We start from the raw sequence: 21,424 nt of genomic DNA, 5'->3' as shown, positions 1-21,424 counted from the left end.
TATGGAAGAAAATTTACTAGAGATAAAAAATCTATGCAAATATTTTAACTTAAAAAAAAGTATATTCACTAAAAATAAAAAAATACTTCATGCAGTTGATGATGTAAGCTTAGAAATAAAAAAAGGAGAAACTCTAGGACTTGTAGGAGAATCAGGATGTGGAAAAACAACTTTTGGAAGAACTGTAGTAAAACTATATGAACCCTCGTCAGGAACTATTATATATAATAATAAAAATATAACCGATTTAAATTTTCAAGAGATGAAAGGGTTTAGAAGAAAAATTCAAATGATATTTCAAGATCCATATGCCTCTTTAAATCCAAGACAAACTATTGGAGATATAATAAAAGAGCCTATGGAGATTCACAATTTATACAAGGAAAATGAGAGAGATAAAAAAGTTTTGGAAATTTTAGAGTTAGTAGGATTAAACCCGTCTCATATAAGTAGATATCCTCATGAATTTTCAGGAGGTCAAAGACAAAGAGTTGGAATAGCTAGAGCTTTGGCTTGTGATCCAGAATTTATAGTTTGTGATGAACCGATATCTGCCTTAGATGTTTCTATTCAAGCTCAAATAATAAATACTCTAGAAGAGTTACAAAAAAAATTAGGATTGACTTATCTTTTTATAGCTCATGATTTATCTATGGTAAAACATATTTCTGATAGGGTAGGAATAATGTATTTAGGAAAATTAGTAGAACTTTCAACGAGTGATAGTATATATAAAACTCCACTACATCCTTATACAGAGGCATTATTATCAGCAATTCCAATTCCAGATCCAGATATATCTTTAAAAAAAGAAAGAATAATTTTAGAAGGAGATATACCAACTCCAATAAATCCAAAGGATGGTTGTAGATTTAAAAGCAGATGTCCAAAAGCATTTGAAAAATGTGAAGAGATAGAACCCAAATTAATAGAGGTAAGAGAAAATCACAAAGTTGCATGTCATTTATATACTAATATCTAAAAGGAGGAGTTTATGTTCGGGAGATTAAATGGAAAAAGTTTAGCAATAGCATCAGCAGTTTTATTTTTAGTTGCATGTGGTGGGAAAGATGAAGAGAAAAAAACACAGGCTTCAACAGAGAGTAAGAAAAATTCAATATCATATAATTTAGCAACTGATCCAAGAACAATAGATCCGCAGTTAAATACAGCAGTAGATGGTTCAATTGTTGCATCTAACATATTTGAAGGGCTTTTCATGGAGGGAGATGACGGAAAGTTAGTTCCAGCAGCAGCAGAAAGTGTTGAAGTATCTCCTGATGGAAAGGTGTATACTTTTAAATTGAAAGAAAATGGAAAATGGTCTGATGGAAAACCAGTAAAAGCACAAGACTTTGTTTATTCGTGGAAAAGAGGATTAACACCTGATACAGGAATGGAGTACGCATATATGTTGTTCTACATAAAAAATGGTGAAAAGTTTTATAATGGAGAGGTTACAGAAGAGGAAGTTGGAGTAAAAGCATTAGATGATAAAACATTAGAGGTAACTTTAGAAAATGCAACACCATATTTTTTATCTTTAACATCTCTTCCATCATATTTTCCACTTAGAGAAGATGTTGTAAAAGATAACCCAGCATGGGCTATAGATGCTAAAACTTACATAGGAAATGGACCATTTAAAATTAAATCATGGAGTCCAAAAGAGAATATATTATTGGTTCCAAATGAAAATTATTGGGGAAAAGATGATGTAAAATTAGATGAGCTTAGATTGGATATAATTGTAGATGATAAAACATATTTAAATGCATTTAAAGCTGGAGAAGTTGACATAATTGATGCTCCACCAGCTAGTGAGATACCATCACTTTTAGCTAGTGGAGAGGGAAAAATATATCCATACTTAGGAACATATTTTTATGTTGTAAATGTGTCTGGAAACAATAGCAATCCAGAAGTAGTAAAGTTTTTAGGAAATCCAAAAGTGAGAAAAGCACTTGCTTTAGGTTTGAATAAAAAACTTATTGTTGAAGAGGTTACAAAAGCTGGACAGCTCCCAGCCAGAAGTTTTGTTCCTGAGGGAATAGTTGCCACAGATGGAAATGACTTTACAAAAAATAGTACATATCTTCCTGGAGAGGGAGATGTTGAATTAGCTAAAAAATTAATGGCTGAGGCTGGTTACACAACACCAGAATCTATACCAAAATTAACATTTACATTTAATACAGGGGATGGACATGCAATGGTGGCTCAAGCAGTTCAAGATATGTGGAAGAAAAATCTAGGTGTAGATGTAGATTTAAAAAATGAGGAGTGGGCAGTATTCCAAACAACTAGAAATAATAAAAATTATGATATTGCAAGACATGGTTGGATAGCTGATTATAATGATCCGATGAACTTCTTAGACCTTTGGGTAACTGGAGGAGGAAACAATGTATCGGGATATTCTAATCCAGAGTATGATAATTTAATTAAGGAAGCTCAAAAGGAGAATGATCCAGAAAAGAGAACAGCATTGCTTCATAAAGCTGAAAATATTTTAATGGATGATATGCCAATAATTCCACTTTATTATTATACAAGTGTTGTTGCAGCTAATCCAAAAGTAAAAGGATGGGTAAAATCACCTTTAGGAGGATATTACTTTAAAAAAGCTTATGTAGAAAATTAAAATTAAAAACTTCACCTAATTTAAGGGTGAAGTTTTATTTTTTTATAATTTTTTAAATGAAATAGTAAAAAATAGCGAATAAAATTAAAAAAGAGAATGGAGGAGAGAGATGTTTAAAAATAAAAATATAACAATAGGATCCTTACTTGTAGCTCTTGGAATAGTTTATGGTGACATAGGAACCTCCCCTCTTTATGTTATGCAAGCTATTTTATACACTAATAACAATGTAGCTACAAGAGAGTTAATATTAGGAGGAGTTTCTTTAGTATTTTGGACGCTGACACTACAAACTACAATAAAGTATGTTGTTTTAACTTTGCAGGCTGACAATAATGGTGAGGGAGGAATTTTAGCTCTTTATGCTCTTGTAAAAAGATATTTTAAATGGTTAATAGTTCCAGCAATAATTGGTGTCGCAGCAATTTTAGCTGATGGAATATTAACTCCTCCAATATCAGTAAGTTCAGCTATTGAAGGATTAAATTTAATTGTATTTTTAAAAGAGGGTACAACAGTAACTATAGTTTTAGTAATTATTCTATTACTATTTTCTGTGCAAAAATTTGGAACAGAGAAAATAGGTAAAATTTTTGGTCCTATTATGTTTATATGGTTTTCTATGATTGGTTTTTTTGGAATCGTTCAGTTGGTACAAAACCCAAGAATACTAGAGGGAATAAATCCATACTATGCCTTTAAACTTTTAGTTAGTGGAAATGTCCCATATATATTAGGAGCTGTGTTTCTATGTACAACAGGGGCTGAAGCACTATACTCAGATCTTGGTCACTGTGGAAGAGTAAACATATATTATAGTTGGATTTTTGTAAAAATAACTTTGTTATTAAGCTACTTTGGACAGGGAGCATATCTACTTTCAAGAGAGGGACATACATTTGTAAATAGTCCATTTTTCTTAATAATGCCTAGATGGTTTATTATACCAGGGGTAATAATAGCGACGCTAGCTGCTATTATAGCCAGCCAAGCTCTAATATCTGGATCATTTACTTTAATATCTGAAGCGATAAAGTTAAATATTTTTCCTAAATTAGCTATAAGATATCCAACAAAGGAAAAGGGACAAGTTTATATAGGAACGGTAAATAAAGCTCTATGTATTGGATGTGTAGGAATAATATTTATTTTTAAACAATCACAAAATATGCAAGCGGCATATGGGCTATCTATAACAATAACAATGCTTATGACAACACTACTTTTATCTCAGTATATAAGATTTGTAAAAAATCAAAAAAAATTATGGATTGTTGTCTTACTAGTTTTTGGAACTATAGAACTATCATTTTTATACGCAAATAGTTTTAAAATATTAAGTGGTGGATATGTAACATTGATAATTACAGCGGCATTGGCATTTGTAATGTATGTATGGCAGTATAGCTTTGAAATTAAGAAAAGATATCTTAAGTTTGTTAATTTAACTGATTATAAAGAGAATTTTAATATATTAAAAACAGACAGTGAGCTACCTCTTTATGCAGGGAATGTAGTTTATTTAACAAAATCTAAATTATGGAATCAAGTAGAACCAAAGGTTATCTATTCAATATTTAATAATGAACCTAAAAAAGCAGATAACTATTGGTTTATAAATATAAATGTAACAGACGATCCTTATACAAGAGAGTATATTTTTAACAAAATAGAAGAGAATAGAATTTTTGTAATAGACTTTAATCTAGGATTTAGAGTATCTCAGGGAATAAATACACTTATGTTTCAAGTCATTCGTGATTTAATAAAATCAGGAGAGGTCGTATTTAAACCAAGAAACTATATGATAGATTATGAAAACCTTAAAGGTATTGGAAACTTTAAATTTATAATAATAGAAGAGGTATTAGCTTTAGAAAATGATTTCTCAGCATGGGATAGTTTTATAATTTCCACTCAGTTATTTATAAAAAAATTCACAGTTTCTCCTCAAAAATGGTATGGCATAGATACAAGTGTTGTAGATGTTGAAAAAGTACCTATTTTATTTGGAAAAAATTTACCAGAAGAAAATTTAAAAAGAATAAAATAAAAAAAGGTCGTATAGACCTTTTTTTATGCTTTTAAATAGTTGTATTCTTTCATTACTCTTTTAACGTAATTTTGTGTTTCTTTAAATGGAGGAATTCCTTTATATTTTTTTACATTTCCAATTCCAGCATTATACGCAGCTAAAGCTAATTTCAAATTATTATTTTGCTGTTCTAAACACCAAGCTATATATTTTGTACCACCTTTAATATTTGAGTTCATATCATAAGGATTAACTTTCATAAGTTTTGCTGTTTTAGGCATTAGTTGCATTAGACCTCTTGCACCGGCAGTAGAAATAGTACTATGATTAAAATCACTTTCTACTTTTATTATAGCAGCAATAAGCTCTGGTTCAACATCGTGTTTTTTAGAGTTTTCAATAATACTTTTATATATGTTAGTAGCAGTTTTTTCTGTATTAGTATGTTTTTTTACGTAATTTTTTATTTTATCTGTTGAAGCATCTTCTTTAGAAAATACACAGATTGTTAAAATAAAAAATAGCGCAACAAATTTAAATATTAATTTCAATAAACCTCACCTCTTGTAAAAAATATTACTAAGTTATTATACCATAAAAATCAAAAAAATAAAAGGAAACCACAGGTCAACTGATTTGATTGACTGTGATTTCCATAGCTACTTGCTTATTCTAAGAATAATTTTTATTTATTTATTTTGTAATCTTAGACTTTCTATGTGAGAATTTTCCTTAAGAACTATCCCCTCTTTTTCTTTTTTTCTCATTAAATCTTTAATTAGAATTTTTTTTAAATCCATAAAAACACCCCCAAAGTACTTACTTAATATAATATATACTATATATTTTTTTATAAAGCAATATATTCTAAATAAATATACTGCAAAAGATATGTAAAACCTTTTGAAAAAATAAAAAATAAACCTATAATAATTATAAATCATATATATAATAATTTGAAAAACCAGTTTTAGAAAAGTGATTTGAGATAAAGGATAAATTTAGAAAGAGTGAAAAAAATCACTTGAATACCAATTCAAAACAACAAAAACTAAAAAAGTATTGATTTTTAGTACAAAAAGAGCTATTATTAGTGTGCACTAATAATTATACATTTTATAGGAGGTCATTATGTCACACGCTTTTTTTATGCCATCAATTTCTTATATGGGAGAGGGATGTATTAAAAATCTAGGAAAAGAAATTAACTCAAGAGGTTTAAAAAAATCTTTAATAGTAACAGATAAAATATTAGTAAATATTGGACTAGTTAAAAAGTTAACAAATGTATTAGATGATAGCAAAGTAGAGTATATAATCTTCGATGAAACAAAACCAAATCCAACAGTGACAAATGTTAATGATGGATTAAAAATTTTAAAAGAAAATAATTGTGATTTTGTAATATCTTTTGGTGGTGGATCACCTCATGATGCAGCAAAAGGAATAGCTTTAGTAGCTGCTAATGGTGGAGATATAAAGGATTATGAAGGAGTAGATAGATCTGCACATCCTCAACTTCCTCTAATGTCAATAAACACAACAGCTGGAACAGCTTCAGAGATGACAAGATTTTGTATAATAACAGATGAAGATAGACATGTAAAAATGGCTATAGTAGATAAAAATGTAACTCCAATAATAGCTGTAAATGACCCAGAACTAATGCTAGATATGCCAAAGAGCTTAACAGCAGCAACAGGAATGGATGCTTTAACACATGCAATAGAAGCTTATGTTTCAACAATTGCAACTCCAGTAACAGATGCATGTGCTGAAAAAGCTATAGAACTGATTTCTAAAAACTTAAGAGATGCTGTATTCAATGGAAAAGATATTAAAGCAAGAGATAATATGGCTTATGCAGAGTATTTAGCAGGAATGGCTTTTAATAATGCTTCATTGGGATATGTTCATGCAATGGCTCACCAATTAGGAGGATTCTATGATTTACCTCATGGTGTATGCAATGCAATTTTACTACCTCATGTAGTTAGATATAATGCTGAAGTATCAAAAGAAAAATTAAGAAAAGTTGCAGTATTGTTAGGAATAAATCCTCATATTTTAAATGAAAACAATTCAGCTGATTTAGCAATAGAGGAGATTGTAAAATTATCAAATGATATTGGAATTCCAAAAGGAATAAAAGAGTTAGGAGCTAAAGAGGAAGACTTTACTATTTTAGCAACAAATGCTTTGAAAGATGCATGTGGATTTACGAATCCTAAACAAGCTACTTTAGAGGAGATTATTGAGATATATAAAAGTGCAATGTAAAAAATAATATAAATATTTTTAAATGAAGTGTCAGAAAATGTTTCTGACACTTTTTTATTTAAAATTTCATTTGAAGTTTAAAAATAGTTTTTACAATTAATTTACTGATAATTTATGTTATCTTAACAAGAAGGTGATATATTTAAAGTAGATTAAGATTTGAGGAGGAATAATGAAGAAAATTATATTATTAGCAACGTTCTTATCAACAGTATTAACATATGGGGAAACTTTACAAGAAATTCAAGAGAAAGCACAAAAAGAAGGAGAAGTAATATCTGTAGGAATGCCTGATAACTGGGCAAATTGGAAAGATACTTGGAGTCAAATAAAAGAAAAATATAATATAAAACATAGCGATACTGATATGAGTAGTGCTCAAGAGATTGCAAAATTTAAAAATGAGGGAAAAAATGCCACAGCAGATATTGGTGATATAGGAGCAGGATTTGCAAATATAGCTGTGAAACAAGGGGTTACTCAACCATACAAAACAAGTTATTGGGAAGAGGTGCCAGAGTGGGCTAAAGATAAAGAAGGACATTGGATGTTAGCATATACAGGAACAATAGCCTTTATAGTAGACAAAGATAAAGTTCCAGAAAAAGATATACCTAGATCTTGGGAAGCTTTAAAAAATAGTAAATTTAAAGTAAGTCCAGGAGATGTAGGAACGGCAGCTCAAGCTTCAAGTGCAGTTTTAGCAGTAGCTTATGCATTAGGTGGAAATGAAAATAATATTGAACCAGCAATAAAGTATTTTACTAATTTAGCAAAAGAGGGAAGAGTATCAGCAGCAGCACCAAATATTCAAAATTTAGAAAAAGGTGAGGTTGAAGTTGGATTGATTTGGGACTTTAATGGTTTGAGCTATAGAGATTCAATTGATAAAGATAGATTTGAAGTTTTAATTCCTTCAGATGGATCTCTTATAAGTGGGTATACGACAATAATAAATAAATGGGCAAAGAATCCAAATGCAGCAAAATTAACAAGAGAGTATATATTTAGTGATGAAGGACAAATAAACTTAGCTAAAGGAAATGCAAGGCCAATTAGAAAAGTGGATTTACCAAAAGAGATAAAGGAAAAAATGATTCCAGATGAGCAGTATAAAAATGCAAGAGCTATTGAAAATCATGAGGCTTGGGACAAAACTTCAAAAAATTTAGGAAGAGTTTGGCAAGAGGAAGTTTTAGTAAATAGAAAGTAGGAGGAATAATGAAGAAGTTAATTTTAGTTTTAATCGATGGTATGGGAGATCATGTAAGTCATAAAATGGGATATTTAAAAGCGTTAGAATCTGCTAAGATGGGAGAAAAATTTTCTTTATTAAGTGAGCTTCCAAGTCTTTCAAGGCCACTTTATGAAACTATTTTAACAGGGAAGACTCCAATAGAAAGTGGAATAATAAATAATCAAATAAATAGAATGTCTAAAGAGGAAAGTATATTTTCTTTGGCAAAAAAAGCTAATTTAAAAACAGCAGCAGTTGCATACCATTGGGTACACGAACTGTATAACGGACCTTTCAATACAGAAGAGGATATTGAAGTTGAAGATTTAGAAAAAAATATAAACTATGGAAGATTTTATTGGGAAGATAGCTATCCAGATTCTCATCTATTCTCTTTAACTAATAAGCTTATAAAAGATAAAAATCCAGACTTTTTACTTTTACATACAATGAATATTGATGATGCAGGTCATAAATATGGCGGACTTTCAAAAAAGTATGAAAATAGAGTTCACAAATTAAATTACTACTTCTCACACTATATACCTATGTGGCAAGAGGCTGGATATGAGATTATAATAACTTCTGATCATGGAATGGATGAAAAGGGAAATCACGGAGGAGATAACAAACTTGAAAGAGAAGTTCCTCTTTGGATTTTAGGAGATATATCTAAAGATTATAAAGAGAAAAAAATAGATCAAAAAGATATAAAGAAAATATGTTGTGATATTTTAGGAGTAAGTTGAGATTGGAGGAAGCCTTGGAAAATATTTTAAAACTTGAGAAATCCAAAAAAATAAGTATACCGAAAAGAGGATTAAAAGAACATGAGAAAGGATTTTTAATACTTATTCCCTTTATAATATTAATAGGAATGTTTTTAATAAGTCCTTTTATCTCAGTTTTCATAGGAAGCTTTTTAAATGAATTTAATGAGATTACTTTAGAGAACTATGAATATATATTAAAAAGTAAATTTATAAAGCAGTCTATTTTTAATTCAATAGAACTTGCTGTAGTTTCAACTTTTATGGGACTATTAATATCTCTTCAAGGAGCATACTCCTTAAACAGATTAAAAAATAGTTCGAAAAAGAATATATTACTATTTATAAATATGCTTTCAAATTTTAGTGGAATACCACTTGCTTTTGCTTTCATAATTCTTCTTGGAAGTAATGGTGTAATGACAATTTTACTGAAAAATATTGGACTAATAGATGGGTTTGATGTTTATTCAAAAACTGGTTTGATGCTTATGTACATATATTTTCAGTTGCCACTAGGATTGCTTTTATTATATCCAGTATTTGATAGAGTAGATCCGCAATGGCAAGAAATGGTTAATATAATGGGGGGAAGTACTTTTACATTTTGGAAAAGAGTTGGAATTCCAGTTATGTTAAAGGAAATTTTAGGAACAATGTTAATAATGTTTGCCAATGCAATGGGAGCTTATGCATGTACGTTAGCTTTAACAAATGGAACATATAATGTAATGACAATAAGAATTACTAGCTATATAGCTGGAGAAGTAGCTTATGAACCAGGCATAGCTAGTGCAATGTCAATAATACTAGGGGGAATATTGATTTTTGTTGTAATAATAAATGAAGTGATGCTAAAAAAGAAAAGAGGAAAATATGAAAAATAAAATTCATATGTGGATTGTAACAACTATATTAACTGCACTATTTTTACCAATATTAGGGACATTGGTGTATTCGTTAAGTACAAAATGGACAAATACTTTATTACCACAAGGATTGACATTAAAATGGTATTTAGAGATTTTTCAAAATGAAATGTTTTTAAATGCTGTGGGAAAAAGCTTTTGGATTTGTTTAATCTCTCTGTTTTTTATAGGAATAGTGCTTGTCCCAACGGTGTTTGTGACAACTTATTATTTTAAAAAAATAGAAAAAATGATGGAGTTATTGGTATTAATTTGTTTTGCTGTTCCTGGGGCAGTATCAGTTGTAGGACTTATAAAATTATATTCAAATGAACCTTTTAGATTAGTAGGAACAACTTATATTTTAGTGGGAGTATATTTTGTCTTAGCTTATCCATTTGTTTATAGAGGGATAAAAAATAGTTTAGATGGATTAAATATAAAAGAGTTAGTTGAAAGTGCTAATATATTAGGGGCCAGCACAAAAGTAGCTTTTTTTAAAGTGATAGTTCCTAATATATCAAAGGGATTAAGTGTTTCAATGTTGCTAACTTTTTCTATGTTATTTGGAGAGTTTTTATTAGTAAATATGCTAGTTGGAGGAAAATTTCAGACTGTTCAGATGTACATAAATAGCATAAAATCTGGATATAGTGGACATTATTCAAGTGCTTTAGTAGTAGTATACTTTATGATACTTCTAATGTTGACAGGATCAGCTTTTTATATAGGGGAAAAAAATAATAGGAGATAAATATTATGAACTTTATAGTTGGAAAAAATTTAGAGAAAAGATATGATAAAACTAAAGTTTTTAAGGATATAAACTTTAATATAAAAAAAGGTGAGTTTGTAACATTATTAGGGCCATCTGGTTGTGGAAAATCAACATTGTTGAGGTGTATTGCAGGACTAAATGATGTTAATAATGGAGATATTTATATTGATGGAGAAAATGTAACAGATAAATCAGCTAAAGATCGTGGCATAGGAATGGTTTTTCAAAACTACGCTCTTTTTCCAAATATGACAGTATTTGAAAATATAGCTTTTGGTTTAGAGATGAAAAAGATGAAAAAGGCTTATATAGAAAAAAAAGTTGATGAGATGTTAAAATTAGTTCATTTAGAAGAGAAAAGGGATTTTTATCCAGCTCAACTTTCAGGTGGGCAAAAGCAAAGGGTTGCTATAGCTAGATCTTTAGCAACAGAACCTAAGATACTGCTTTTAGATGAACCACTATCAGCTTTAGATGCTAAAGTTAGAAAATCTTTAAGAGAACAATTAAAAGAGATTCAAAAAGAAACTAATGTTACAACAATTTTTGTGACTCATGATCAAGAGGAAGCTCTTACAATTTCAGATAGAGTTTTTATAATGGATAAGGGAAATATAGTTCAAGTGGGAACTCCAGAAGAGATATATACAAATCCAAAGACAGTTTTTATGGCTCAATTTATTGGAAACTATAATATTTTAAAAGATGAGGAAACAAAAAGAATATTTGGAAATGAAATATTTGGGAATATAGCTATAAGACCAGAGGCTATCTATATAAGAGAAATAGAAAGAAATTATAACTTAGATAATTTCATAATAAAAAAAGGGGTAGTAAAAGATTTTTCTATACTAGGAAATGTAATAAGATATTTTGTTGAATGTAAAGGTGTAAGCTTAAGAGTGGATGTATTAAATAGAGGAGAAGGAAAACTTTATGAAGTGGAATCAGTTTTGGACTTAATGTTTTTAAAAAAAGAGATTAGATATTATTAACAAAACTTTTACGAAAATTTTATACTTATTTAACATCTATATGTTAGACTGATTTTAGAAAATAAAAACTAAGGGGGAGTAAAGATGAGTAAAATGAAGATTAAGTTAGTTACACTAACAGCATTTTTAACAATGACAGCAGTGACACAAGGGGTACAATTAAAAGATGTAAAGCCAGGATTTGCTAAAAATGTAATCTTTTTAATTCCAGATGGATCAAGTTCAACAGTTTCAACTTTAGCTAGAGCAGTATATAATAATGGTGAAAGTTTAAATATTGATGAGATGGCATCAGGAATGGTAAAAACTTATAACTCAGATACTTTTATAGCAGATTCAGCACCAGCAGGAACAGCTCTTGCAACAGGATGGAAAACACAAGATAAACTAATAGGGGTAAAACCTAAGGCAGCAACTTTAAATGGAGCAAGAGTTCCAGAGGTAGGAGATGAGTTAGCACCAGCAGCTTCTGTTTTAGAAGCAGCTAAGTTAGAGGGGAAAGCTGTTGGAATTGTTGCAACTTCTGAAGTTTTACACGCTACTCCAGCAGATTTTACAACACACTCAATACATAGAAATAACTACTCTGTAATAGGAGAGCAACAAGTTCATCAAAATCTAAATGTAGTTTTTGGAGGGGGAAGAAGTTATCTTAAAAAGGATAATGCAATAGAAGCAAATTCTAAAAAGCGTACTGATGGAGAGGACATGTTAGAGTCATTACAAGCTAATGGTTATAATATTGTTCAAACTTTAGATGAGATGAAAAGTTTAAATAAAGATTTCGTATGGGGGCTATTTGCTGAAAAAGATATACCTTATGATTTAGATCGTGATAAAGCAACAACTCCATCTTTAGCAGAGATGACAGAGAAAGCTATTGAACTTTTATCAAAAGATAAAGATGGATTTTTCTTAATGGTAGAGGGATCTAAAGTTGATTGGGCTGGACATGCAAATAATCCAATTGCCATTACATCAGAGTATGCAGCTTTTGATAAAGCTGTAGGAGTAGCATTAGACTATGCAAAGAAAAATAGTGATACTTTAGTAGTAGCAGTAACAGATCATGGAACTGGTGGATTATCTATAGGAAACTTAAAAACATCTAAAAATTATCCAGAGCTACCAGTAGATGTATTTACAAAAGATATGAAAAAAGCTAAATTTACAGAGGTTCTAACAGCTGAAAAAATATCTAAAGATAAAGCTAATACAAAAAGTTTAGCTAAAGAGATGTTAGGATTAGACTTAACAACAGAAGAGTTAAATATGATTGAAAAAACTCAAAAAACATCTGAGATAGAGACAATTTTAGGAAAAGCTATGAGTGAAAGAGCTCATTTAGGTTGGACAACAAATGGGCATACGGGAGAGGATGTACCTCTTTATGTTTACACATCTAACCATGCAAATCAGTTAACAGGAACTGTTAATAATTCTGATATAGCTTTGTATATTGCAAAAGCTATGAATTTAGATTTAGATAAAGCAACAGATGAGTTATTTGTATCTGGTAAAAAAATTAAAGATATGGGAATAGAGTTAGATATAGATTCAACAAATAAATTCCAACCTGTATTCAAATTAAGTAAAAATGGAAAGCAGTACACATTCCATGAAAATAAAAATTACTATGAAACAGATGGAAAAAAAGTTAAGTTTAATGGAATAGTTGTATTTAATGGTAAAGAGGTATTCATTCCAAATGCAGCTATAAAAGATATAAAATAATAGAAGATAATAAAAAAGCCACTGAGAGTAAAATATATTAAAAATACTCTAAAGTGGCTTTTATTATTTTAAAATGTTTAATTTTTTAAAGATATATGTAATAACCACGGTTATAATAATTCCAATAAATGTGTCTAGAACTCTTTTGAATCCATATAAGTATGGAGCTTCAGAGGTAATTCTATAGACAATAATTAGAAAAACTACAGAAGCGATAGCAGAGGGTATATTTAATTTTTTCTCACAAAAGAAAATGATGATAAATTCTCCAATAATAACTTTTAATATTAATGGAAATGGAATATACGAAAAGATAATACCAATAACTCCTCCGATTAGAGTACCAAAGCCTCTATTTTTAGCATTTTCAATTAGTTTATCAAAATCTACATGAGTTATAATAACACAAGTTATTGCTGTATAAAAAAGACCAATAGGTTCTACATTAAAAAGTTGACCGACTACAGTTGTAATAACGATAGATGTAATAGTGATTATAGTTTTTTGAATTAGTTGATCCATAAAATTTAAACTCCTTCACTTAAATTGTGGGCTTAACTTTTAATACAATAGTTGATTAAACTTTCCTGTAAAAAAGAAAAAAAACTTTACTAATTATATACACTAATATATAATTTAAGATAATAGAAAATAATAAGGAGTATTTATGATCAAGAGTACAATATTTATTTTGTTTACTTTAGCTAGTTCTGCTATGGCTTCAATGGGAAGTTATTCGATTAATGAAAAATTAAATTTGAATCCATCTCTTTCAATCGAGAATATAAAGGTAAAAAATAGGAGTGTTACTAATGATAAATTTTCTTTTTCACCAAATAGTTCAATAGAAAAATTGTATCAGGAGTTAAATCTAAGAAATAAAATGGAATTTACTACTTTTTCTAATGCTATATCAGGGATGAAAAAATTAAAAGATGTAAAAGAGGATATTATAACAATAATAGATTTTACAAAATCTTCGATTAAAGAGAGGTTTTTTGTAATTGATTTGAAAAATAAAAAGACACTATTTTCAACATATGTTATGCATGGAAAAAATAGTGGAGAAAGTATACCGAGAGAGTTTTCAAATGTTGTAAATTCTTTTAAAAGTTCACCTGGATTTTATAGAACTGAAAATACGTATAATGGTGAATATGGATATTCGTTGAGGATAGATGGATTAGAAAAAGGAATAAATGATAAAGCTAAAGAAAGAGCAATAGTAGTTCATGGATCACAATATGCAAAACCCAAACCAGGTGCAAAAAAATTAGATAGAAGTTTGGGATGCCCTGCAATACCTAAAGATATATCTGATAAAGTTATAAATAAAATAAAAGATGGAAGATTACTTTATATACATACAGATTCATCAAGTTATATAAAAAAAAGCTCAATAATTTAGAAAAAGGATAGAAGCATACTTTTTAGAATAAACTTTACAAAAGCATGAGTAGTTGTAAGGGGGTAAAAAATGTTAATAAAAAAATTAAAAAGTCATATGGGAGAAAGCAAATTTGACTGGTTGTATTCTCTGCATCATTTCTCTTTTGGTGAGTACTACGATTCTCATAATTTAGGAGTTGGACCTCTTAGAGTTATAAATGACGATATTATAGCTCCTCACACAGGATTTGAAACTCATTCACATAAAGATATGGAGATATTAACATATATATTAGAAGGAGCGATAACTCATAAAGACAACATCCATAATGAAGAAAAAAAAGTTGAAAAAGGATCAGTTCAGTATATGAGTGCAGGAAAAGGGGTGTCCCATTCAGAGTTTAATAAGGAGAATATAGAAACCAGATTAGTGCAAATTTGGATAATTCCTGATAAAAATGGTTATGAACCAAAGTATGGACAAGTTGATTTTAAATGGGAAGATAGAGTTAATAAACTTTTATTAATAGCCTCTGGTGAGAAAGAAGCTCCTATAAAGATAAATCAGAGTGTAAATATATATGCTTTATATTTAGAAAAAAATAGAAAAATAAAATTTTCTCCAAATAAAGGATATGGTTATTATATAGCATTTTTTCAGGGAAAGACAAAAATATCAGATTTAATTGCGGATAAATATGAAGCAATAATGGGAGATGAAAATATCGAAATTAACTCTTTAGAAGATACTCACATGTTAATTTTTGAAATAAAGAAAAAATAAAACTGAGATAAATTCTCAGTTTTTTTTATAAAAAAAGAGAGTACACATGCGATATAGTATAAGAACTAAATCCAACTTACTCTCTTTTCAACTTAGCTTTGAAATTTTAAATCTTTAATATTGAAAAAAATTAACGCTACGTAAAATATACATGCGATATAGTATAAAAACTAAATCCAACTTATTTTATCGTAAATAGCCAAGTTGTTGGTATAATTTTAACGTAATTTTTAAAAAAACACAATATTTTTTTGAAATAAAAATTCTTAAAATATATTTTTAAGTGATATATAAATTGTTACACATGCAATATAATAATTAATTATTTTTGTGACTCTTTGAAAAGTTCACTTAAAGTAACTATATTTTGTAATTCACTAGGAATAATGATTTTTGTAGCTTGACCATTTGCAACTTTTTCAAAAGCTTCCATTCCTTTTATCATAAGAACACTTTTATCAGGAGCAGCTTCTTTAATAAGTTTAATAGCTTCAGCATTAGCTTTTTGGATACTAAGAATAGCTTCAGCCTCTCCTTCAGCTTCTTTAATTGCAGCTTCTTTTTTAGCTTCAGCTCTTAGGATAGTAGCCTCCTTTTCTCCTTCAGCAACTAATATAGCAGATTTTTTTTGTCCCTCAGCCCTAAGAATTGACTCTCTTCTCTCTCTTTCTGCCTTCATCTGTTTTTCCATAGCATCTTGAATTTCAGCAGGAGGAATGATATTTTTAAGTTCTACTCTATTTATCTTTATTCCCCAAGGATCGGTAGCTTCATCTAAAATAACTCTCATTTTAGTATTGATTGTATCTCTTGATGTTAGAGTAGCATCAAGTTCTAACTCTCCAATTAAATTTCTTAAAGTTGTTGCTGTTAAATTTTCAATGGCATTTAAAGGATTTTCAACACCATAAGTATATAATTTAGGGTCGGTAATTTGGAAATAGACAACAGAGTCTATTTGCATAGTAACATTATCCTTTGTAATAACAGGTTGTGGTGGAAAATCAATAACTTGTTCTTTTAAAGATACTCTTTTAGCAATTCTATCGACGAATGGAATTAAAACATTTAAACCAACATCCCAAGTAGCTAAATATGCTCCTAATCTTTCTACAACGAAAGCTTGTGATTGAGCAACGATTCTAATATGTGTTCCAATTAAAAATACAGCAATAAGTATTAAAATAAATAAAAATAACATATAATCCCTCCTAATATTTTTTAGCTAAAACTAATTTGTTTCCCATAATTTTTTCGACAATAGCTTCATCTCCAACGCTGAAGTTAGATTTAGATATACCTTCCCAGATTTTCCCATCTAAATATACAGTATAGAAATTATTGCTTCCACGAATTTCAATTTTTTCGATTTTTACAACTTTTCCTTTAATACGATTTAATTCCTTGCTATTTCCTTTAAAATGTTTTAAAGCAAGCTTTCGGATTAAAAATAAAAAAAGTAAAGAGGCACCGACGAAAATATAAAACTGATTTTCTAAAGAAGCTTCATAAAAAATCATTGTTAAAAAAGCCCCTAGTGCGAACCAAATAGATATAAGTCCAAATGTTAAGATTTCAACAATTAAAAAAATGATCCCTATAATAAACCAAAGTAACATGAGCATAGCTCCTTTCTTAAAAGATTAATCTAATTATGAAAATACTAACATAAAACTACTTAAGAAGCAATGAATTAAGAAAATATTAAATTGAAATGAAGAAATATAAATGATATTATGTGATAAAAACTTGGTGGGTGATTATATGATAAGATGTCCTTGGTGTGAAAGTAGCGATTTATACAGAAAATATCATGATGAAGAGTGGGGAAAGCCTGTTTATGATGATAGAATTCATTTTGAATTTTTAGTTTTAGAATCAGCTCAATCAGGGTTAAGTTGGATAACAATATTAAAAAAAAGAGAAAATTATAGGGTGGAGTATGATAACTTTAATCCAAATATAGTGGCCTTATATGATGAAAATAAAATATTAAAAATGTTGGAAAATCCTGGAATAGTAAGGTATAGAAAAAAGATAGAGTCATCTATAAGTAATGCAAAAGAGTTTTTAAAAGTTCAAAAAGAATTTGGATCTTTTAATGAATATATATGGTCTTTTACAGAAAAAAAAATAATAAAAAATAATTGGTCAAGCTTAAGTGAAGTTCCAGCAAAAACAGATCTATCAGATATGATAGCGAAAGATCTGAAAAAAAGAGGATTTAAGTTCTTAGGGAGTACAACTGTTTACTCATATCTTCAAGCTGTGGGAATAGTAAACGATCATTTATTAGAATGTCAATTTAGAGATTAAAAAATGGATGAACAATAAGTTCATCCATTTTATCTTTAAAATAAAGTACTAGTAGATGCATATGGATAATCAGATGTCCATATGTATTTCTCAGTTTTATAACTATACTCAAATTTACAAGTATATGCAACAAATCTATTTATATTTATATACCCCTTATCTTGGGCAGCTTCAATACCTTTTGAATTTAAGAATGCAATAATTCTAATATCTCCTGATCCATAACTTCCTATCTTTTTAAAGCTAATCATATGTGCTGAAGAAGTTTTCAAATCAAAGCCATATTTTTCAGCTTCTGCTTTTAAGATGTTTTCTTCTACAGTATTTGCTACTTTAGTATCGTTTATAGAATATTCTTTATATGGACTTGCAGAATCATTAATTGCTTTTTGAGCATTGTTGCTATCAGTATTACATCCTGCTAATAAAGAGATGAAAGTTAAAGTAAACAATAATTTTTTCATAATACCCCTCCTAAATTAATATATTTCAAAAAGAATATCTTTTAAAATATAATCAGTTAAATTTTTACCGCACTCTTTATAAAGTATTCCATTTCTTTTCATAATTAAGTAATTATGCAGATTATGCAGATGAGAATATAGGGGCAGTAATTCCATATCTTTATAAGTTTGTAATAAATGTTTTTTATCTGAATCATCATAATAAGTATCCGTTTTTTCAATAATAAACTTTTGTATTTTCTCAATAGGTGTGTGATTTGATTTTAAAATTAAAGTTCTAGTATAGTAGATATCTTTTTGTAAAATAATAACTTTGTCAGCTGAACTGATATTTTTAGTAATAGCTAAATAATTAATAAAATTTTGAAGTTGATTGGACATTGCAAGCTCCTCCTCCTTAAAAATTCAAACAATACTTTTTAAATATAAATACAAAAAAAAATTAGATTTCTTTTAAAAAAATAAAAAATATTTAAGAAAAAATTTGAAAAAAGAATAGTAGTTGACAATAAAAATTAAAAGAATATAATACAGTTATTATAGCAACTGTATTGGAGGTTGAGATTTATGGATAAAAAAGAACTTATAAAAAAACTTAATATATTAAGTAAATTTAATTTAGAAAAATCATTATTGGAAAATACTGCAACAGGAGTTACAATTCCAAGATTGAGATTGTCCTTTATCACTGGTGGTGGAATAATAACTGGTGATATTATGACTTTAGAAGAATTGAAAGAGGAGTTTTTAGGGTTCGGTTCAAGTAAAAAAGAGCATGAATCTTTATCAGAAGTAAATCCTCTAAGTTTAGTTTTACGTGACAATGACTTACAAAATTCTATTTATGATAATTTTTTACCATTAAAAGATGTATCCATTGCCAACTCTGAGCATATAACTAAATTGAGCTTTTTAGCACTATTTTATGATGAAGTAATTGGTGTAACTGTTGGAAAATTGAGTTAAAAGTATGAAGAGATTGAGTTGCTATATAAAAAAGCTGCTAGAGAGATTCTTTAGCAGCTTTTTATTTATAACGTAAGAGTTCATAATTATAACAAACTACAAGATAAATAACAAAATTCTTAAAAGATGTTAATAATAATTAGTACGAGATCTTTTTCTATGCTTGATTTTTTGATATAATATTGAGGATATAAATTTAAATTTTCTATAAGGAGGTTATTAAATGAAGGAATATATCTCAATAAGAGATATTGTAAAAAGTATGGATTTAACAACAAGAACTTTGAGATATTATGAAGAGATTGGATTAATAAAATCGACTCAAGAAGGAAGAGGAAATAGACTTTATTCTAAAGAGGAAATAAATAAACTTATATATTTAAATGAGCTTAAAAATAGAGGGTTTAGTTTAAAAGAGATAGAGGGTCTTTTGGGAAATAAATGTTGCAATCAAAAAAATATATTTTTAAAATCTAGAGTTGAAGAAAATGAAAAGACAATAAATTATTTAAAATGGCAAAATGAAAAAATTTTAGAAGAGATGGATATAATAGAAAAATTAGATATGGAAAATGTTTATATAGCCATTGAAGAGATGCCTTTAAGAAGATACTTTTCAGTTAAAGAGATGAATAAAATTTATGAGGACCCAGATGTTGAAAGTGTTTGGAATTTAGAAAATTATGACATAATGGATGAAAAAACTTATTGTGGAGATTTTAAGAAATTATTATTAAAAGAGAGTGATGAATACACTTTAGAACTTTACTCTCATAAAAGTGGTGATTATATATTGCAGGATGGCAAATATGTGGTTGCTTATTCTAGAGATGGCTTAAATAAACAAATTGAAGTTTTTCAAAAAATGGAAAAATATTTAAAAGAGAAAGAGTTAAACTACGAAAATGAAATTTACGTAGAAAATAAATTTAGAATATTTTGTAAAAGAGAGCGGAAAGTTGTTTTAATAACAAAAGCTTTTATAAAGATTTCATAAAATTACAAAAAAGATTATAAATTAATCATATAAAATTTATTTTAAATCAATTTTAACGTAACGTCAAAAAAATATTGACGTTACGTTATTTTTTTAATATACTAGCATTATTGAAAAAACTTGAGGAGGATTTTATGGAAGGAAATTTGAAAAAAGGATTATTTTTTGGGGGATTAGTTGGATTTGCATGGGGACTTGATACTGTATTAATGGGACTTGTAGGAGAGAGTACAATTTTAAAAACATCATCTTCAAGTACTTTAGTTTCAGCATTTTTACATGATGCTTTTTGTTTTTTCTGGTTAGTGCTAGTAGCTCTTTTTAATAAACAACTTATAGATACTTTAAAACTTTTGAAAACAAAAAAGGGAAAAGTAACATTTTTAGCAGCATTAGTTGGAGCTCCAATAGGAATGAGTGGATATGTAATAGGAATTAAATACGCAGCGCCAGCCTATGCATCAAGTTTATCAGTTATATATCCAGGAGTAGGAGCGATATTATCATATTTTATACTTAAAGAAAAACTTTCAAAAAGAGCTATTATTGGAATAACAGTAAGTTTAATAGGGTCTGCGGCCCTTGGATATTCAAAAGTAGATTTAAATATGTATCCAGAGTTTTATAAAGGGATGGCGTTTACATTACTAGCAGTTTTAGGATGGGCTTCAGAAGGAGTTATAATTGGATATGCTATGAAAAAAATAAAGAATGAAGATCATATAAAAGCCTCTCCAGAACAATTTTTAACACTGAGATATTTAACATCATTTGTTGCATATGGAGCAATAATAATGCCTATGGTAGATGGGTATAAAGTGGTAGGGCAATTAGCAACAAACAATGAATTAATATATTTCCCAGGAATTGCAATATTAGGAGCAATAACTTATTTATCATGGTATAAAGCAGTAAATTATATTGGTGCTTCAATGGGAACAGCTTTAAATAGTACAGCTGCATTTTGGGCAATTGCTTTTAGTAGTTTAATTTTAGGAACAGAAATAACACCATATTTAGCTATTTGTGGATTAGTTATAATATTAGGAGTATTTATATTTGCAGTAGATTTTAAAGAGTTTTTTGGGAAAAGATCAAAAGTTCAAAATTTAAAAGAGGTATAAAAG

At 28.5% G+C, this 21,424-nt stretch carries 22 protein-coding genes; 16 read left to right on the top strand and 6 right to left on the bottom strand.

The genetic code is table 11. The features are described from left to right. Position 1 precedes the first annotated feature (1 nt). The 3 genes from NON08_RS01160 to NON08_RS01150 all read left to right on the top strand — a co-directional run bounded on the left by NON08_RS01160 (position 2) and on the right by NON08_RS01150 (position 4,697). Positions 2-982, top strand: coding sequence for an ABC transporter ATP-binding protein (locus NON08_RS01160; RefSeq protein WP_256689703.1), 981 nt, complete (start codon positions 2-4; stop codon positions 980-982). A gap of 12 nt (positions 983-994) precedes the next feature. Further along, a complete protein-coding gene (locus NON08_RS01155) occupies positions 995-2,644 on the top strand; it encodes a peptide ABC transporter substrate-binding protein (protein ID WP_256689702.1) in 1,650 nt (549 codons plus the stop codon). 109 nt (positions 2,645-2,753) lie between these two features. Then, positions 2,754-4,697: a KUP/HAK/KT family potassium transporter gene (locus NON08_RS01150; RefSeq protein ID WP_256689701.1), complete on the top strand. Its 1,944-nt coding sequence runs from the start codon at positions 2,754-2,756 to the stop codon at positions 4,695-4,697. Between the two features lie 23 nt (positions 4,698-4,720). On the opposite strand, the gene NON08_RS01145 is transcribed toward NON08_RS01150, so the two are convergent. Then, the gene (locus tag NON08_RS01145) at positions 4,721-5,230 is read right to left on the bottom strand and encodes a lytic transglycosylase domain-containing protein (RefSeq protein WP_256689700.1); all 510 of its coding nucleotides are present in this window, start codon (positions 5,228-5,230) and stop codon (positions 4,721-4,723) included. 577 nt (positions 5,231-5,807) lie between these two features. On the opposite strand from NON08_RS01145, the gene yiaY reads away from it, so the two are divergent. The 7 genes from yiaY (at position 5,808) to NON08_RS01110 (ending at position 13,381) form a co-directional block, all read left to right on the top strand. Next, a complete protein-coding gene (yiaY, locus tag NON08_RS01140; protein ID WP_319941552.1) occupies positions 5,808-6,959 on the top strand; it encodes an L-threonine dehydrogenase in 1,152 nt (383 codons plus the stop codon). Between the two features lie 172 nt (positions 6,960-7,131). Then, positions 7,132-8,172 carry an ABC transporter substrate-binding protein gene (locus NON08_RS01135; protein WP_256689698.1) on the top strand — a complete coding sequence of 347 codons (1,041 nt, stop codon included), beginning with the start codon at positions 7,132-7,134 and terminating at the stop codon, positions 8,170-8,172. 8 nt (positions 8,173-8,180) lie between these two features. Further along, entirely contained in the window at positions 8,181-8,945 is a 765-nt protein-coding gene (locus tag NON08_RS01130; protein ID WP_256689697.1) for an alkaline phosphatase family protein, read from the top strand. 14 nt (positions 8,946-8,959) lie between these two features. Continuing rightward, positions 8,960-9,853, top strand: a complete 894-nt coding sequence (locus tag NON08_RS01125) for an ABC transporter permease (RefSeq protein WP_256689696.1) — start codon at positions 8,960-8,962, stop codon at positions 9,851-9,853. Further along, positions 9,843-10,628, top strand: a complete 786-nt coding sequence (locus NON08_RS01120) for an ABC transporter permease (protein ID WP_256689695.1) — start codon at positions 9,843-9,845, stop codon at positions 10,626-10,628. The genes NON08_RS01125 and NON08_RS01120 overlap by 11 nt, the downstream gene beginning before the upstream one ends. A gap of 5 nt (positions 10,629-10,633) precedes the next feature. Continuing rightward, entirely contained in the window at positions 10,634-11,647 is a 1,014-nt protein-coding gene (locus NON08_RS01115; protein WP_256689694.1) for an ABC transporter ATP-binding protein, read from the top strand. A gap of 84 nt (positions 11,648-11,731) precedes the next feature. Continuing rightward, complete coding sequence (locus NON08_RS01110; protein WP_256689693.1) at positions 11,732-13,381, top strand: alkaline phosphatase; 1,650 nt, start codon at positions 11,732-11,734, stop codon at positions 13,379-13,381. 63 nt (positions 13,382-13,444) lie between these two features. Here NON08_RS01110 and NON08_RS01105 read toward each other — a convergent pair whose 3' ends face one another. Then, a complete protein-coding gene (locus NON08_RS01105; protein WP_256689692.1) occupies positions 13,445-13,903 on the bottom strand; it encodes an FUSC family protein in 459 nt (152 codons plus the stop codon). A gap of 145 nt (positions 13,904-14,048) precedes the next feature. Here NON08_RS01105 and NON08_RS01100 point away from each other — a divergent pair, with 145 nt between their 5' ends. After that, positions 14,049-14,789 (top strand): murein L,D-transpeptidase catalytic domain family protein, encoded by a 741-nt coding sequence (locus tag NON08_RS01100; protein ID WP_256689691.1) that lies wholly within the window; start codon positions 14,049-14,051, stop codon positions 14,787-14,789. A 69-nt stretch (positions 14,790-14,858) separates the two neighbouring features. Then, positions 14,859-15,554 carry a pirin family protein gene (locus NON08_RS01095; RefSeq protein ID WP_256689690.1) on the top strand — a complete coding sequence of 232 codons (696 nt, stop codon included), beginning with the start codon at positions 14,859-14,861 and terminating at the stop codon, positions 15,552-15,554. Between the two features lie 322 nt (positions 15,555-15,876). On the opposite strand, the gene NON08_RS01090 is transcribed toward NON08_RS01095, so the two are convergent. Together NON08_RS01090 and NON08_RS01085 are read right to left on the bottom strand one after the other, a co-directional pair. Beyond that, positions 15,877-16,755, bottom strand: coding sequence for an SPFH domain-containing protein (locus NON08_RS01090; RefSeq protein WP_256689689.1), 879 nt, complete (start codon positions 16,753-16,755; stop codon positions 15,877-15,879). Between the two features lie 10 nt (positions 16,756-16,765). Beyond that, on the bottom strand, positions 16,766-17,173 hold the full coding sequence (locus NON08_RS01085; protein ID WP_256689688.1) for an NfeD family protein: 408 nt from the start codon (positions 17,171-17,173) through the stop codon (positions 16,766-16,768). A gap of 109 nt (positions 17,174-17,282) precedes the next feature. On the opposite strand from NON08_RS01085, the gene NON08_RS01080 reads away from it, so the two are divergent. Then, positions 17,283-17,870 carry a DNA-3-methyladenine glycosylase I gene (locus NON08_RS01080; protein ID WP_256689687.1) on the top strand — a complete coding sequence of 196 codons (588 nt, stop codon included), beginning with the start codon at positions 17,283-17,285 and terminating at the stop codon, positions 17,868-17,870. A gap of 35 nt (positions 17,871-17,905) precedes the next feature. Here the strand turns inward: NON08_RS01080 and NON08_RS01075 are convergent, their stop codons facing one another. Both NON08_RS01075 and NON08_RS01070 read right to left on the bottom strand, forming a co-directional pair. Further along, positions 17,906-18,334 (bottom strand): hypothetical protein, encoded by a 429-nt coding sequence (locus tag NON08_RS01075; RefSeq protein ID WP_256689686.1) that lies wholly within the window; start codon positions 18,332-18,334, stop codon positions 17,906-17,908. Between the two features lie 15 nt (positions 18,335-18,349). Beyond that, the gene (locus tag NON08_RS01070) at positions 18,350-18,715 is read right to left on the bottom strand and encodes a hypothetical protein (protein ID WP_256689685.1); all 366 of its coding nucleotides are present in this window, start codon (positions 18,713-18,715) and stop codon (positions 18,350-18,352) included. 186 nt (positions 18,716-18,901) lie between these two features. Between NON08_RS01070 and NON08_RS01065 the strand changes: the two genes are divergently transcribed. The 3 genes from NON08_RS01065 to NON08_RS01055 all read left to right on the top strand — a co-directional run bounded on the left by NON08_RS01065 (position 18,902) and on the right by NON08_RS01055 (position 21,421). Then, positions 18,902-19,300 carry a hypothetical protein gene (locus NON08_RS01065; RefSeq protein ID WP_256689684.1) on the top strand — a complete coding sequence of 133 codons (399 nt, stop codon included), beginning with the start codon at positions 18,902-18,904 and terminating at the stop codon, positions 19,298-19,300. Between the two features lie 223 nt (positions 19,301-19,523). After that, entirely contained in the window at positions 19,524-20,297 is a 774-nt protein-coding gene (locus tag NON08_RS01060; RefSeq protein WP_256689683.1) for a MerR family transcriptional regulator, read from the top strand. A gap of 134 nt (positions 20,298-20,431) precedes the next feature. Beyond that, positions 20,432-21,421, top strand: a complete 990-nt coding sequence (locus tag NON08_RS01055; protein ID WP_256689682.1) for a DMT family transporter — start codon at positions 20,432-20,434, stop codon at positions 21,419-21,421. The last annotated feature ends 3 nt before the right edge of the window (positions 21,422-21,424 follow it).

This window comes from Cetobacterium sp. NK01 (assembly GCF_024506395.1).
Lineage (GTDB): Bacteria > Fusobacteriota > Fusobacteriia > Fusobacteriales > Fusobacteriaceae > Cetobacterium_A > Cetobacterium_A somerae_A.
This window is presented reverse-complemented; position numbering and strand designations above follow the sequence as displayed.

Coding starts and splice junctions, on each gene's coding strand:
- NON08_RS01115 (WP_256689694.1), top strand. CDS start 10,634: ATGAACTTTATAGTTGGAAAAAATTTAGAGAAAAGATATGATAAAACT.
- NON08_RS01085 (WP_256689688.1), bottom strand. CDS start 17,173: ATGTTACTTTGGTTTATTATAGGGATCATTTTTTTAATTGTTGAAATC.
- NON08_RS01055 (WP_256689682.1), top strand. CDS start 20,432: ATGGAAGGAAATTTGAAAAAAGGATTATTTTTTGGGGGATTAGTTGGA.
- NON08_RS01120 (WP_256689695.1), top strand. CDS start 9,843: ATGAAAAATAAAATTCATATGTGGATTGTAACAACTATATTAACTGCA.
- NON08_RS01080 (WP_256689687.1), top strand. CDS start 17,283: ATGATATTATGTGATAAAAACTTGGTGGGTGATTATATGATAAGATGT.
- NON08_RS01095 (WP_256689690.1), top strand. CDS start 14,859: ATGTTAATAAAAAAATTAAAAAGTCATATGGGAGAAAGCAAATTTGAC.
- NON08_RS01130 (WP_256689697.1), top strand. CDS start 8,181: ATGAAGAAGTTAATTTTAGTTTTAATCGATGGTATGGGAGATCATGTA.
- NON08_RS01135 (WP_256689698.1), top strand. CDS start 7,132: ATGAAGAAAATTATATTATTAGCAACGTTCTTATCAACAGTATTAACA.
- NON08_RS01160 (WP_256689703.1), top strand. CDS start 2: ATGGAAGAAAATTTACTAGAGATAAAAAATCTATGCAAATATTTTAAC.
- NON08_RS01090 (WP_256689689.1), bottom strand. CDS start 16,755: ATGTTATTTTTATTTATTTTAATACTTATTGCTGTATTTTTAATTGGA.
- NON08_RS01155 (WP_256689702.1), top strand. CDS start 995: ATGTTCGGGAGATTAAATGGAAAAAGTTTAGCAATAGCATCAGCAGTT.
- NON08_RS01070 (WP_256689685.1), bottom strand. CDS start 18,715: ATGTCCAATCAACTTCAAAATTTTATTAATTATTTAGCTATTACTAAA.
- NON08_RS01105 (WP_256689692.1), bottom strand. CDS start 13,903: ATGGATCAACTAATTCAAAAAACTATAATCACTATTACATCTATCGTT.
- NON08_RS01100 (WP_256689691.1), top strand. CDS start 14,049: ATGATCAAGAGTACAATATTTATTTTGTTTACTTTAGCTAGTTCTGCT.
- NON08_RS01110 (WP_256689693.1), top strand. CDS start 11,732: ATGAGTAAAATGAAGATTAAGTTAGTTACACTAACAGCATTTTTAACA.
- NON08_RS01060 (WP_256689683.1), top strand. CDS start 19,524: ATGAAGGAATATATCTCAATAAGAGATATTGTAAAAAGTATGGATTTA.
- NON08_RS01075 (WP_256689686.1), bottom strand. CDS start 18,334: ATGAAAAAATTATTGTTTACTTTAACTTTCATCTCTTTATTAGCAGGA.
- NON08_RS01150 (WP_256689701.1), top strand. CDS start 2,754: ATGTTTAAAAATAAAAATATAACAATAGGATCCTTACTTGTAGCTCTT.
- NON08_RS01065 (WP_256689684.1), top strand. CDS start 18,902: ATGGATAAAAAAGAACTTATAAAAAAACTTAATATATTAAGTAAATTT.